At 43.1% G+C, this 14458-nt stretch carries 12 protein-coding genes; 3 read left to right on the top strand and 9 right to left on the bottom strand.

Going from position 1 to position 14458, the window contains the following annotated elements; all coding sequences use genetic code 11:
- Positions 1-241: 241 nt before the first annotated feature.
- Both PHU20_RS13530 and msrB read right to left on the bottom strand, forming a co-directional pair.
- Positions 242-1693, bottom strand: coding sequence for a sugar porter family MFS transporter (locus PHU20_RS13530; protein ID WP_274825921.1), 1452 nt, complete (start codon positions 1691-1693; stop codon positions 242-244).
- A gap of 314 nt (positions 1694-2007) precedes the next feature.
- The gene (gene msrB, locus PHU20_RS13525; RefSeq protein ID WP_274826340.1) at positions 2008-2469 is read right to left on the bottom strand and encodes a peptide-methionine (R)-S-oxide reductase MsrB; all 462 of its coding nucleotides are present in this window, start codon (positions 2467-2469) and stop codon (positions 2008-2010) included.
- A gap of 138 nt (positions 2470-2607) precedes the next feature.
- On the opposite strand from msrB, the gene PHU20_RS13520 reads away from it, so the two are divergent.
- Positions 2608-3420, top strand: coding sequence for a DNA/RNA non-specific endonuclease (locus PHU20_RS13520; protein WP_274825920.1), 813 nt, complete (start codon positions 2608-2610; stop codon positions 3418-3420).
- Here the strand turns inward: PHU20_RS13520 and rodA are convergent.
- The 7 genes from rodA to PHU20_RS13485 form a co-directional block, all read right to left on the bottom strand.
- Positions 3417-4700, bottom strand: coding sequence for a rod shape-determining protein RodA (rodA, locus tag PHU20_RS13515; RefSeq protein ID WP_274825919.1), 1284 nt, complete (start codon positions 4698-4700; stop codon positions 3417-3419). The genes PHU20_RS13520 and rodA overlap by 4 nt on opposite strands.
- A complete protein-coding gene (mrdA, locus tag PHU20_RS13510) occupies positions 4690-6558 on the bottom strand; it encodes a penicillin-binding protein 2 (RefSeq protein WP_274825918.1) in 1869 nt (622 codons plus the stop codon). Before mrdA ends, rodA begins: the two co-directional genes overlap by 11 nt.
- A gap of 114 nt (positions 6559-6672) precedes the next feature.
- Positions 6673-7179 carry a rod shape-determining protein MreD gene (locus PHU20_RS13505; RefSeq protein WP_274825917.1) on the bottom strand — a complete coding sequence of 169 codons (507 nt, stop codon included), beginning with the start codon at positions 7177-7179 and terminating at the stop codon, positions 6673-6675.
- The gene (gene mreC / locus PHU20_RS13500; RefSeq protein WP_274825916.1) at positions 7172-7987 is read right to left on the bottom strand and encodes a rod shape-determining protein MreC; all 816 of its coding nucleotides are present in this window, start codon (positions 7985-7987) and stop codon (positions 7172-7174) included. The genes PHU20_RS13505 and mreC overlap by 8 nt, the downstream gene beginning before the upstream one ends.
- Before the next feature lie 87 nt (positions 7988-8074).
- A complete protein-coding gene (locus tag PHU20_RS13495) occupies positions 8075-9103 on the bottom strand; it encodes a rod shape-determining protein (protein ID WP_274825915.1) in 1029 nt (342 codons plus the stop codon).
- 53 nt (positions 9104-9156) lie between these two features.
- Positions 9157-10686, bottom strand: a complete 1530-nt coding sequence (gene purH / locus PHU20_RS13490) for a bifunctional phosphoribosylaminoimidazolecarboxamide formyltransferase/IMP cyclohydrolase (protein WP_274825914.1) — start codon at positions 10684-10686, stop codon at positions 9157-9159.
- Positions 10687-10947: 261 nt separating this feature from the next.
- Positions 10948-11400: a GAF domain-containing protein gene (locus PHU20_RS13485; protein WP_274825913.1), complete on the bottom strand. Its 453-nt coding sequence runs from the start codon at positions 11398-11400 to the stop codon at positions 10948-10950.
- Positions 11401-11440: 40 nt separating this feature from the next.
- Here PHU20_RS13485 and PHU20_RS13480 point away from each other — a divergent pair, with 40 nt between their 5' ends.
- Together PHU20_RS13480 and PHU20_RS13475 are read left to right on the top strand one after the other, a co-directional pair.
- Complete coding sequence (locus PHU20_RS13480) at positions 11441-11944, top strand: HYC_CC_PP family protein (RefSeq protein WP_274825912.1); 504 nt, start codon at positions 11441-11443, stop codon at positions 11942-11944.
- Between the two features lie 266 nt (positions 11945-12210).
- Positions 12211-14451: a TonB-dependent receptor gene (locus PHU20_RS13475; RefSeq protein ID WP_274825911.1), complete on the top strand. Its 2241-nt coding sequence runs from the start codon at positions 12211-12213 to the stop codon at positions 14449-14451.
- The last annotated feature ends 7 nt before the right edge of the window (positions 14452-14458 follow it).

Below are 14458 nucleotides of genomic sequence, written 5' to 3'. Positions count from 1 at the left end.
TGCGCTCAGGGCATGAATTAAAGAACTGACACCTTAAAACCAAACCAAGGAGTAGCGAAAACATAGCTCGTTACCCTCACAATGGTGAGGTAACGGACTCAACCACGAGGTGCAGCGAAGCTAAAGTAATCCATGACTCTCAGTGTGCCTTTATTTGTAAACTAAAAATGCCCAATATCCATTGTATGGGGCATTTTAATATAAATTCAAAGCGACTTGTAGCTTAGGCTATAAACCCGCGTTATTTCCTAGAGAACAAGGCTTCCATTTCTTCCAAGGTCTTTCCTTTGGTCTCAGGAATGTATTTATAGACAAATACTATAATGATGACTATAAAGGCCGAAAACAGGAAGTAGGGTAACGCATTGTTCCAAGTACCTCCATTCATGATCAGGTCATTCGCATCACTTTCGACCACCATAGGGAAGGTCTGAGATACGAAATAGTTGGCCAACCATTGCACTGCAACCGCAACGGACATGGCGGCACTTCGTATTTTATTGGGGAATATCTCAGATAATAACACCCAAACAATAGGGCCCATAGACATGGCGAAGGAGCCGATGAAAATAAGCACGCCGATAAGACTTATGATGCCTTCAGAGGAAGAAATTGTGGGTAGGCCAGCAGAATTCACATGGGCATAATCACTGAAATAAAGGGTGAAGCCCATCAATAAGAAACCGATTAGCATACCAAAACCACCGATAATCAATAAGGGTTTTCGGCCAAGTTTATCTACCGTGAACATGGCAATGAAGGTAAAGACCAGGTTTACGGTGGCCAATAATATCTGTTGTAGTAGAATGTCATCCTGTCCAAAACCAAGGGCCTGCTCAAATATGTCGGCCCCGTAATAGAGTACCGCATTGATGCCCGTAAACTGTTGCAAGGCCGATAGTACCGTGCCTATGATGACGATCGGTAGCATGGTCTTATTAAAGATGGATGCTTTTTTCTCCGTGCTTTCCGCGACGATGGAATCTTTGATGTCCTTGAATTCCTTAGCGGCGATTGCTTCACCATGTATGCGGGTCAAGATATTCTTTGCCTCATCCTCCCTACCTTTGATCATTAACCAACGGGGACTTTTAGGTACAAAGAAAAGGAAGACGAAAAAGAATCCGGCGGGTACCAATTCCGACCAGAACATGTTACGCCATCCGAAGGCGATATTCTCACTTTCACTTAATTCGGCCCCGATAAAATACGTAACCAGGAATACGATAAAAAAGCCAATGACCACCGCCAATTGGTAAAAGGTGACAAGGTTACCCCTATTCTTTGCGGGGGCAATCTCAGCAATGTACATGGGGGCGTTCATGGAGGCAATTCCTATGGCGATTCCCCCGATGAGCCTAAAGACAACCAATAAGGTCGTTGATTCGGGCAATATGCTGGGCAGACCCGATCCCCATGCCGAAATGATAAACAGCAGGGAAGCTATGATCAAGGATATTTTTCTGCCTATGGCCTTACTTATCACTCCTGCCGTAGCGGCACCGGCCAGGGCTCCCAATAACGCACTACTGACGATAAACCCTTTTAATGCTCCGGTAAGTTCAAAGTATTTGGAGAAATAGAATTGTGTTCCATTGATAACCCCTGTATCATATCCGAATAACAGGCCGCCTAAGGTAATTACAATGGTAATAAAATAAATATTGATTTTTGCAGTTGATTTTTTCCCCATGGTTTTGATTGGTTTACATTTTTTACATGAAACCAAAGATAACTTTTTGTTGGGGAAACACCACTTTTGGACATTTAATAATTATCGGAATTATTTTTATTGATATCCTGATTAATTTTAAGAATGGCTGAGGATTTCCGATAATGTATGGGTGGGGTACAAAAGAAACCGTTTTTTGGGTGTGATCGAATGCAGTTGTCCCCAATGGCTCAATTTTAAGGGTGGTTCGGGTACGACCAAGCGAATGGGAGGGGGATGGTAAAAACGACCACCTCAAAAAGTAGTGGATCCGATTTGTTGTCTTCGGATGAAAACTAATGTATATCCCCTTTCGAAGGTTCCAAAACCATCGACATGGAATTTATACAGTACCGTAAGCCACTGGGTTCAGGGCCGTCAGGAAAAACATGGCCCAAATGGGCATCACAGCTATTGCACATGACCTCTACCCGGATCATTCCAAAACTGCTGTCTTTTTTGTATTTGATGGCATTGTTTTTTACCGGTTGGGTAAAACTGGGCCAGCCGGTACCCGATTCGAATTTTATCGTGGAATCGAATAATGGGGACCCGCAACATACACAATTGTATTTTCCTGCTTCGTGAATAGTACATAAGTCTCCCGAATGGGGGGCTTCGGTTCCTTTTTTACGGGTAATCCTGAATTGTTCCGGACTTAAGATCTCGCGCCATTCATTTTCTGTTTTCGCTACCCTTTGGTCCGGTGCCGGATTGCCGTTTAATGTAAAATCGATGACATTTTTCCAAGTGATCATAGTAATGTTTTTTCTGTCCTTGTTCTTTTCGTAGGGTAAATCAGGGGCTTCACCAGGGATACCTTTGCGTCCCATTTTCAAAACCCCTGGAATCGTTTTGGGGGTTGGGACTTTACGAATTTAAACTAAATTTGCCAGATGGATCGCGCTAGGAAAAACAAAACCCTTTATGCCATTTTAATGGTATTGTGTATCATTGGTTTTTGGTTGTTTGAAAATTTTTATACTCCCGACACCTATTCGGTAGCACTCGATGACGGACAAAAGACCAGTATCCCCTCTTTTCTTTTGCCCAGTTCCACCACAGGGGCCATTGCGGCCCATGACCATTTCATACTGTCCTATAACGAGCCCTTTGAACAGGCCGAATGGGTGGCTTATATGCTTAAAAAGGAACACCTAACGTATGAGGACCGTAAACGGCCATATTTTATCGAGGACCCTAAGGTAAAGACCAAATCGGCAGATTGGCGCAATTATAAAGGATCTGGCTATGATCGGGGCCATTTATGTCCGGCCGGGGATCGGCGATTTTCGGAATATGCTTATAAGGAGACGTTTTATACCAGTAATATAAGTCCACAAGACCGCGATTTTAATGCCGGTATCTGGAATAGGTTGGAAATGCAGGTAAGGAGATGGGCCAAACGGTATGGGGAGGTTTTTGTGGTTACGGGAGGTGTACTCGAAGAAGGCCTTGAGGAAATAGGGGAGGAAGATGTGGACGTTCCTAAGTACTATTATAAAATTATTGCCAAAGGGGATATGGATGACCTTGAGGTACTCGCTTTTTTAATGCCCAGTAGTGAAAGTTCCAAAACATTGCAGGCATTCCTGGTCCCTGTCGATGAAGTGGAGCGGATGACCGGATTGGATTTTTTTGAAAAATTACCTGATGGGATCGAAGCAAAGCTGGAAAGTACTACAACAGTTTCCGGATGGAAATTTTAGATGCCTTCCTTTAACCGGTTCGAATCGAGCTTTAAGAATATAAACAACAAGATGGTAAAAAAGAGCAAACCCGAACCGCCATAACTAAAAAACGGTAACGGTATACCGATAGTGGGTAATATACCGATGACCATCCCTATATTGATAAAATAATGGATCAATAAGATGGATATGACCCCATACCCGTACATTCGTGAAAATGGGTTTTTTTGCCTTTCGGCCAAATAGACCAACCGAAGGAATAGGCATGTAAAGAGCAGGATGACCGTTGCCGTGCCCATAAAACCCCATTCTTCCCCTACAGTGGTAAAAATGAAATCGGTGTGTTGTTCAGGTACAAAATCCCCTTTGGTACGGGTACCTTCCAAAAAACCTTTTCCGAAAAAACCGCCAGACTCAATGGCCTTCTCCGATTGATAGGTATTGTACCCAACGCTCTTCCGGATCTGTTCCAGTTTTGTGGGGTCCTTTTCCAAGCGCAGCCAAAGGCCAAAACGATCCCTATGCCTTTGTTCAAAAACCTTGTTGAACACGAAATTCACCGATAGTGAAAATAAAATGGTGACCACTATTACACCGATCAAGGGGAAAACCGGGACTTTGAATGTTTTCTTTTTGGTAAGGAAAAAAATCACCAAAAACAACCCAATGAATATGACGATCCAAATGGTACCGAACATCAAAGTCGTTATGAACACTGAAATCGCGAGAAGGCCGATAGCCAAATAATATAACGGAAGTCCTTCCCTAAAAATCACGAATATCAAAGCAAAGAATACCAGGGCGCTCCCGGGATCGGGTTGTGGGATGATCAATAAGGCGGGCAATAGAATGATCCCTAACGCATAAAACTGGTCTTTTCGCCTTTTTATATCCGTTTGTATATCGCTTAAATACTTGGCCAATGCCAGTGCGGTCGCCACTTTGGCGAATTCGGAGGGTTGAAGGTTGAAAAACCCCAGATTATACCAAGAAGTGGCCCCGGATATGGTCTTTCCGAAAACAAAAAGACCCAATAACAACAGTAGGGCTATGACATACATCAGGCTGGAAAACCTTTCATAAAAGTTGGCCTCTAATCCTATGATCACAATGATGGTTGCCAAGCTTACCCCAATAAAGAACAATTGCTTGCCGGCCAAGGTTGCGAAATTGAAAATCGACGCATCAGTCTCTGTAAAGGTGGTAGAGTAAATATTGACCCAGCCAATGGTCACAAGGGCCAAATAGATGGATATGGATAACCAATCGATACGCTTTGCTATATTTTTACCAAACATATTCGTTTATCTTGAACTCTTCACCACTATACGGTTTTGCGTATTCGTGTTCCAGGGTTTTTTCCAGCATTCTTTTTTCAAGATCCTTTCTGGTAATCTCGCCTTTAAGGTATTTTTCTATCATCAAGGATGCGATATGTCCGGCATAACGTGATCCGTAATATCCGTTTTCGATATAAACGGCAATGGCTATTTTAGGGTTGTTTACTGGGGCGAAGGCCACAAATAGGGAATGGTCGGTCAACTGGGTTTTCACGCCATCGATAATGGTATAGTTTTCTACGGTACCTGTTTTACCAGCGATTTCAATATCCGGGATTTGAACCCATCGTGCAGTACCTTTATGATAAACATCGGCCATGCCTTTGATAATGGGTTCAAAATATTTTCGGTCTATCGTAGTTTGTTTTAAATCGGTAAATTCAGGAATGGTAATATCCTCCCCATCGATTTTTTTTATGATATGGGGCGTAAAATAATGGCCTCGATTGGCTATGGCCGCAGTCATGTTCGCCAATTGGATGGGCGTTACCGCTACCTCCCCTTGTCCAATGGAATTTGAAATGATATATGAGGAGCTCCAACGGTTGTCGCCATACCATTTGTCGTAATACTCTTTTGAGGGTATTCTTCCCGGTCTTCCGGTATGAAGGTCAGAACCCAGATAACCGCCAAGACCAAAACTCCTCATGTGTTTTTCCCATACGTCCATCGCCTCATCGGCAGTCTCGAATTTGTCGAATATTTTCCTGAAGGTCCCTGCAAAATATGCATTGCAGGACTTGTAAATACCTGAATTAAGATCGCGGATCCCACCACCACAGTGGCAACCTCGTTTGGTATTGCCGACATAAAAACCATGATAGCATGTTATTTTGGTTTCAGGGATGATGACCCCTTCTTGTAAGGCGACCAATGCATTCAAGATTTTAAAGGGGGAACCTGGCGAAGGTTCTGCCAAGAGTGCCCGGTCCCACGTGGGATTGGCAATCGAATCGTTATAAAGTTTTGTGTAGTTCCTTGACCTTTTACGGCCTACCAAAAGGGAAGGGTCGTAGGTAGGGCCTGATATCATGGATAATATTTCGCCGGTTGCGGGCTCAAGGGCAACAATGCCACCGCGTTTGCCGTGCATAAGCAATTCCCCGTATTCCTGAAGATCCTTATCTATGGTAATGCTGATTTCCTTTCCTTGTTCCGGAGGGGTATCCAATTCCCCCTCTTTGTAGGGGCCGATATCCCTATTGAACCTATCTTTTTGAATATACTGAACCCCTTTTTTACCCCTTAATATGTCTTCATAGGTTTTTTCTACACCGGTTCTTCCCTTAAGTTCGCCCTGAACGTAATATGGGTTTTGTTCCAAATCCCGTTCATTGACCTCGCTGATGTATCCAAGGACGTTGGCGGCACTTTTCGTATCGTAGTAACGCAAAGATCTTTTTTGGATGTAGAAACCTTCAAAATGGCGCATTTTTTCTTGAAGTTTTGCATAGTCTTCCTTTGAAAGTTGTGGCACCAAAACCGAAGGTAAACGCGGGGAATATATTCTGGCCCTCTTGAGTTTTTTCACAAAGTCTTCCTTCTCGAGACCGATGAGCTCACAGAATTGCAAGGTATCCAACGGCTTGACCTCCCGGGGGATGACCATGACATCATAAGCAGGGTCGTTCCCCACCAATAATTTGCCATTTCGGTCGTAGATATATCCCCTTTCGGGATAATCATAGATAGCTTTTATGGCGGGATCTTCCAAGACCTGATCGGCGGAAAAACTGAATATCTGTAGGTAAGATAACCTGGCGATAAAAACTATTCCGATAATCAGGATTATAGATGATAAAAGAATCTTCTTCATAGAAGATGGTGATTAGGCTTTAGGAACTTAATCCGTTTAAAATTCAACAACTATTTAAATGCACCGAACATCCTTGTTTCGTAGCGTTAAGAACGATATTTATCAAAAAGTGCCTTAAGCTTTGTTGCTACTGAACAATGATATGAACAATAAACACAAAATTAAGGAGGCAGCACCAAAGGACAACACTTTTTTAACAATTAACATGACATTGGAAAAACTGAAAATTTCCAATGAAAAGAAAACCATGTGGTGTACCAATATCAATAACGCTAAAAATGTAAATTGTTGTACCCTAGTGGTATTACTTAATTTAAAACTTTGGAATTCGTAATTGATACCGAAAACAAAACGCATTACCGTGGATCTGAAGTAGGCGATCGTAGTGGTCGCCGCCGTGTGCATGGCCATGGTATCGGAGAATAAGTCGATCGAGAGCCCCAATAGGAAGCATACCCCTATGAACAACGCCCTGTTCTGCTTTATGGGATACCAGTAAAGAAACATGATATATACCATGGGGTTGATATACCCAAAAAAGTTAAGTCGGTTGAAAACCAGTATCTGTACCAGAACCAGTAAAACAAAGCGGACGATATTTAAGAAAATACCTCTATTCATTCTCGGTTCTTTCTTCCAGCTCCTGGATTTCCTTTCGGTCTAGATTATTGATGATGTAGACATTCTTGATATTGGTCATATCGTTGAACAGCCCCACATCTATACGATAAAAACTCTTGGAGGTATCCAGGTCGTACTTTTTAATGGTGCCAATGGGGATGTTCTCGGGAAAAATACTGCTCATGGCCCCCGTGACAATGGTATCGCCAATGTTCAAAGGTACCAAACGGGGAATATCTATCAATTGGACGGTGTTGTAGTTTTCGGTATCCCAAATCAATGAACCGAAATGATTGGTGTTCTTCAATTTGGCATTGATGTTCGATTTTGTATTGAGAATGCTTTGAACCGTGGCGAATTTTCGGGAGGTGTTTTCCACGATGCCCAGAATGCCCAAATCGGTAATAACCCCCATGTCTTGTTTTATACTGTCCCTTTTTCCCCGATTTATGGTGATGTAATTTCTACTGCCCGCATAGCTGTTTTTGATTACCTGGCCCGAAATAATGGAGTACTTTAAATCCGCAGTGTCTATGGTGATATTGGGAATCGGTGCTTGGTTATATAGTTTGCTGCGTAAAATTTGGTTTTCGCGAAGCAATCTTTCATTTTCGTCATCCAAATCAAAATAGGTGTCGATGCCCTGGAACGTACCATAGATGTTCCCCGAAATCCAATGGGAAGAATTGAAGAATCGGGACTGGTGGTAAGAATGAGATCGTACCGTAAAAGCAAAGGCAATGATCATCAATAAGATATAAAGAAGAAAAATCTTATATCGTATTATGAATTTGATGATCTGCTGCATTCACTTTCTTTGTTTTGTATGCTCGTCGAAATATCCTGAAACCCTTGGAACCAAACCGGTATAAAGCAACTTGGGTGCCGAGAGGTCCTATTTGATTAAAATACTTTTGTAACGCTCTAGGTTTTTTAACGCTATACCCGTACCCCTAACTACAGCACGTAATGGGTCTTCGGCAATATATACGGGGAGATCCGTTTTTTGTGAAAGTCTTCGGTCTAACCCCCGAAGCATGGATCCACCACCAGCAAGGTAAATTCCGGTGTTGTAAATATCGGCGGCCAATTCCGGAGGGGTTTGTGATAAGGTTTCCATCACGGCATCCTCGACCCTTAAAATGGACTTGTCCAAGGCTTTGGCAATTTCCCTATACGATATCTGTACTTGCTTGGGTTTACCCGTAAGTAAATCACGCCCTTGAACCGATTTTTCGTCAGGTGGGGTTTGAAGGTCCTCGGTAGCCGAACCTATTTCGATCTTTATGGCTTCCGCAGTGCTTTCCCCTACATAAAGGTTATGCTGCGTACGCATGTAATAGATGATGTCATTGGTGAATACATCTCCCGCAATTTTAACCGATTTGTCGCAAACGATACCCCCAAGGGCGATAACGGCGATTTCGGTGGTACCCCCACCTATATCAACGATCATGTTCCCTTTCGGCTGCATGATGTCCAAACCGATACCAATGGCAGCGGCCATGGGCTCGTGAATCAAATACACTTCCTTGCCATTGACACGTTCCGCCGATTCCTTAACCGCCCGCATTTCAACTTCCGTAATGCCCGATGGTATGCAAATGACCATCCGCAAGGCAGGAGGGAACCATTTTTTCTTTAATGCGGGAATATTCTTGATGAACATATTGATCATCTTTTCCGAGGCATCGAAATCTGCAATAACCCCGTCTTTCAACGGTCTAATGGTTTTTATGTTCTCGTGGGTTTTCCCTTGCATCATGTTGGCTTCCTTACCTACAGCGATGATTTTGCCCGAAATACGATCCCTGGCAACGATTGACGGACTGTCTACAACGACTTTGTCCGCATGAATGATAAGGGTGTTTGCCGTACCTAAGTCAATGGCAATTTCCTCGGTTAAGAAATCAAAAAATCCCATTTTTTGTTATTTGTTCGGGTTAATGGTGCATTTCATCGACAAAAGTAGTGAAATTAATGCTTAAAATGACGTGTGCCTGTCATTACCATGGCAATATTATTTTCATTGCAATAATCGATGCTCAGTTGGTCCTTGATCGACCCTCCCGGCTGTATAACGCTCGTAATCCCACTTTTATGCGCAATTTCGACACAATCGGGGAAAGGGAAGAAGGCATCACTCGCCATCACGGCCCCGTTTAAATCAAAATTGAACGACTTTGCCTTGTGTATCGCCTGGTTCAGGGCATCTACGCGGGAAGTTTGTCCGGTACCACTTGCGCATAGTTGTTTGTTCTTAGCAAGGACGATGGTATTCGATTTGGTATGTTTACATAACTTAGAGGCGAAAATAAGGTCTTCTACCTCACGGTCTGTAGGGGTTTTTACGGTAACTTCGGTTAAATCGGCAACGGCATCCGTCTTGTGGTCCTTTTCTTGTAATAATACGCCGTTCAAACATGTCCTGACGAGCATGTCGGGCATTTCAACCTCATTTTGGATCAGGATGATCCTGTTTTTTTTGCCTTTCAAAATTTCCAAGGCGTCATCGGCATAACTCGGGGCGATGACCACTTCACAGAAAAGTTTGTGGATTTCCTCGGCAGTTGCCTTGTCAATTTCCTTATTACTGATCAGAACGCCACCGAATGCAGAAACGGGATCGCCGGCCAAAGCATCCAAGTAGGCCTGATGAAGGGTGTCCCTCATGGCCAGACCACAGGCATTATTGTGTTTTAAAATGGCAAAGGTGGGGCCGTCGTTTTTAAATTCGCCCATTAGGTTCACTGCGGCATCAACATCGAGTAGGTTGTTGTACGAGAGTTCCTTGCCATGGAGTTTTGAGAACATGGCGTCAAAATCACCGAAGAAAAACCCTTTTTGGTGTGGGTTTTCGCCATAGCGTAAAACTTTCCCCTGTGTTTCACTGATCTTTAATGCAGCCTCTTGGTGGTCGGCATTGAAATAATTGAATATCGCTGAATCGTAATGGGAAGAAATGTTGAATGATTTTGTGGCAAAGCGTCTGCGATCTTCAAGGGTGGTCGATCCATTGCCTTGGGTTATCAATTCCAGCACTTCGGCGTAATCTTCCATGGAAGACACACAAAGGACATCTTTGTAATTTTTTGCGGCCGCCCGTATCAACGAAATGCCACCTATATCTATTTTTTCGATAATTTCCTGTTCGGAAGCCCCACTGGCCACTGTTTTTTCAAATGGGTATAGGTCTACGATGACAATGTCCAATTGTGGAATTTCAAATTCTTCCAATTGTGCCAGATCGCTTTCGTTGTCCTGTCTGTTCAAAATTCCCCCAAAGACTTTTGGATGCAAGGTTTTTACCCTGCCCCCTAGGATCGAAGGATAGCTGGTTACCTCTTCAACCGGTACAACGTCTATGCCTAGGTCTTTGATGAATTTCTCGGTTCCCCCAGTAGAATATATGGTGATGCCGAGTTCATTGAATTTTTTTACGATAGGTTCAAGTCCGTCCTTATGAAATACTGATATTAAGGCCGATGTCGCTTTCTTGGTGCTCATTTTGCTGCTGCTCGATTTTTGGTTTCTAAGCACACAAAAGTAATTTTTTTGAGGCTAACAAATAAGGTAGGTTATCAACAAAAACAAGAAAGTTTTAACCAATGGAACCTGGTTAGGGTCAAATTACATGATTTAGGTGCCGAAAACAGCTTTAGAAGTGGCCAAACAGGGGGCAGGCCCAAGATATTGACCCATGCCCGTCCCAATTCTAAGAGTGAATTTACTGAAAGGGGTATCCAACAAGTTGGAATACCCTTTGGTTCACATGATCTTGGCAATTTCGGAATTGATATATTCCAATAATTTCTCGTCCTCTTCCGTAAAGGGATCGGGCGTGTTCGAATCGATATCGATTTGACCGATATTTTCACCATTCAAAAATAGGGGAACGACAATTTCTGCCTTCACGGTTATACTGCAGGCAATATAATTGTCCTGGGCATTGACATCGGGGACCACAAAGTTTTGGTTGCTTACGGCGACCTGACCACATATTCCCTTGCCAAAGGGTATAATGGTATGGTCGGTAGGCGCACCGGCGTAAGGACCTAGTTTCAGTTCTTCCTTATCCCCGTTTTTGAAATAAAAACCGACCCAATCATAATGGGGAACACGATCTTTCAGTAATTCGCAGATGCCTTGCAGGCGTTCGTCCATGCCGGCATTGCCATTGGATAACAGTTCGTTTATTTCAGGTTGCAGTTCTTTGAGCATGATTTTTTTTGGCGAAGATATTAAATTGCTTTGTAATTCCATGGAATGGGAGCTTGAGCGCTTTAACCTAAAATTGCATAAACGGGTTCCATGGGACGCATACAAACCAAATATTTGTATTTTTGGATCCGTGAAAGCCTATGTATCCAAAATAATCGCAGTTTCCATGGCCCTTCTGCTTTTGGCCACCACCACTTCCTGGAAGGTCGAAAAGCACTTTTGTATGGGGCATTTGGTCGATATGGCATTTTTCGTTGATGCCGAAGGTTGTGGGATGGATAGTCCGGATGCTTCCGATCCGGAAACGATCATCGGTAAAAAATCGTGCTGTGCGAATGAGATAATTGCGAAAAAAGGTCAAAATGATATCAAGCCTTCCGATACCGATATTGATCTGGAACGGCAACTGTACTTCATCACGTACATCGATGGCTGCCTTGGTCTTTTTGAACCGATCCATGGCCACAATATTGTGAATAGGCAATATATTCCGCCCAAGATCGTCAAGGATATCCAATTGCTCGGCGATGTCTTCTTGATTTGATTCCTTTTTTTTCTCCATACGCCCGCCTTGGACCGTTCCCGGTTATATGGGACAGGGACTAACCACCATGGGAAAAACCAGTAGCCACTGCAGCACGTTGTTTAATGTAAATATTTGACCGTAAAGGATTTATCTTGAAGATGATACGTAAAAAGTGAACGGTGTTGAATGGTTGTTTCAAAGGGCGTCTAAAGACCGGAATATGGAACGAGCCTTCCATATCCACCAAATACAAAGATGAATTGACAAAAGTTTTAATGGAATAAATGAATAAAAATTTAATTGTATGGTTTTCCGCTCTTTTGCCTTGGTTGGCTTTCTCTCAAGGGAAAGTGGAAGGAATGGTCATGGACACAAGTGAAGGGGAGAATAATCTGGGGTTGTCCGGGGTCAATGTGTATTGGCAAGATTCACAAACCGGAGTCGTAACCGATTTTGACGGTAAATTTTCGATACCTTATTTAAAGGACTTCAACAAATTGATCATTAGTTATGTCGGGTATGAACCGGATACGTTAACGGTCAATACCCCTAAATATATACGTCATACGCTGAAAGCTTCCAATGCGCTGGATGAGGTCATAGTGAAAAAGGAGCGTGATGCCATTCAGAAAACCTTTTTCAGTCCGTCGAATGTCGTAACCGTGAATAGTGCGGAACTATTGAAGGCAGCCTGCTGTAATCTGGCAGAGAGCTTTGAGACCAATCCTGCGATCGATGTAAACCTTTCCGATGGATTGACAGGGACAAAACAAATTCAAATGCTGGGGCTGACAAGTCCGTATCTGTTGATAACCCAAGAGAATATCCCCATGGTTCGTGGGGCATCGCAGGCTTACGGACTCACATTCACTCCCGGTACCTGGATCGAGAGTATCCAAATTACCAAGGGGGCAGGAAGTGTGGTCAATGGGTATGAAAGTATTTCGGGCCAGATCAATACCGAACTTGTGAAACCACTTACCGATAAGGCCATTTTCGTAAATGGATATGCGAATCAGAACGGACGTTATGAGCTGAATACGCATTTCAATAAAAAGCTTACTGAAAAATTAAGTGCCGGTTTTTATGTCCATGGGAATACCCGGACCCAAAAAGAGGATATTAATGAAGACGGATTCTTGGATGCCCCATTGGCCGATCAAATTAATATTATGAACCGTTGGCAATACCAAGATCCGGAAAAAGGATGGGTCAGCTTTTTTAATGTGCGATTTTTGAATGACGAAAAACAAGTAGGGCAAATGGATTTCAATCCTGATACCGATAAGTTTACGACCAATAGTTGGGGCAGTGAGATCAATACCCGTCGTTTCGATACATCGGTGAAATTGGGTTATGTTTTTCCGGAACTGCCTTATCAGAGTTTTGGGTTTCAAACTTCCTATAGTTTACATAAACAGGATTCGTATTTCGGATTTGGAACCTATGATATCGATCATGAAAGTTTGTATGGTAACCTCATATTCAATTCAATTATCGGCGATACCCGAAACAGGTTTGCTACGGGAATTACCTTTGCGTATGATGGATATGACGAAATGGTGACCGGTACCGACTATTCACGGGAAGACAGATCGGTAGGGGCGTTTTTTGAATATAGTTACGAGAACTTGGAGAAAGTCAGTTTAACGGCTGGGTTGCGCGTTGATCGTCATAATAGATTGGGAACGTTTATGACGCCAAGGTTCCATATTCGCTATACACCTTGGGAAAAGGGTAGTTTACGGGGTTCGTTCGGAAGGGGAAAAAGAGCGGCCAATATCTTTGCGGAGAACCAACAATTGTTTGCATCGGCCCGGAAGGTAAATATCTTGGATACGGATGGCAATGTTTATGGCCTGGAGCCGGAAGATGCATGGAATTACGGGGTGAGTTTTTTGCAAGGGTTTAATTTCCTGAATAAAAAAGGGGATATTTCGGTCGATTATTATATCACCGATTTTACGAATCAAGTCGTAGTCGATTGGGAAAACCCGCAGGAAGTTTCATTCTATAATTTGGATGGGAATAGTAGTGCGAAGAGTTTCCAAATCGAATTGAATTACGAATTGTTGGCCCGTTTAAATTTCAGGACGGCCTATAAATATTATGATGTATCGACCGATTACCAAGGGGGTACCCTGCAAAAGCCATTACAGGCACAACATCGTTTTTTCATCAACTTGGGTTACGTGACCAAGGCCAAGGAGGACGGGGCACAATGGAAATTCGATTATACCTTGCATAGTATGGGGGAAATGAGATTGCCCGATACCAGTACCAATCCCGATCAGTACCGATTGTCGGATCATTCATCGCCATATAACCTTATGAATGCCCAAATCACCAAAGTATTTTCAGGTAAGTTTGAGTTATATTTAGGGGCAGAGAACATAAGTGGGGTGCAGCAGGATAATCCGGTTCTGGCCGCAGATGATCCATTTGGCCCAAATTTTGACACCACAATAGTGTATGCGCCGATCATGGGGAGAATGTTCTATGGCGGATTTAGATTTAAAATATAATACCTAA

Source organism: Maribacter polysaccharolyticus (assembly GCF_028882255.1).
GTDB lineage: Bacteria > Bacteroidota > Bacteroidia > Flavobacteriales > Flavobacteriaceae > Maribacter_A > Maribacter_A polysaccharolyticus.
Note: the sequence above shows the minus strand (reverse complement) of the source record. Positions and strands in the feature narration are given on the sequence as shown.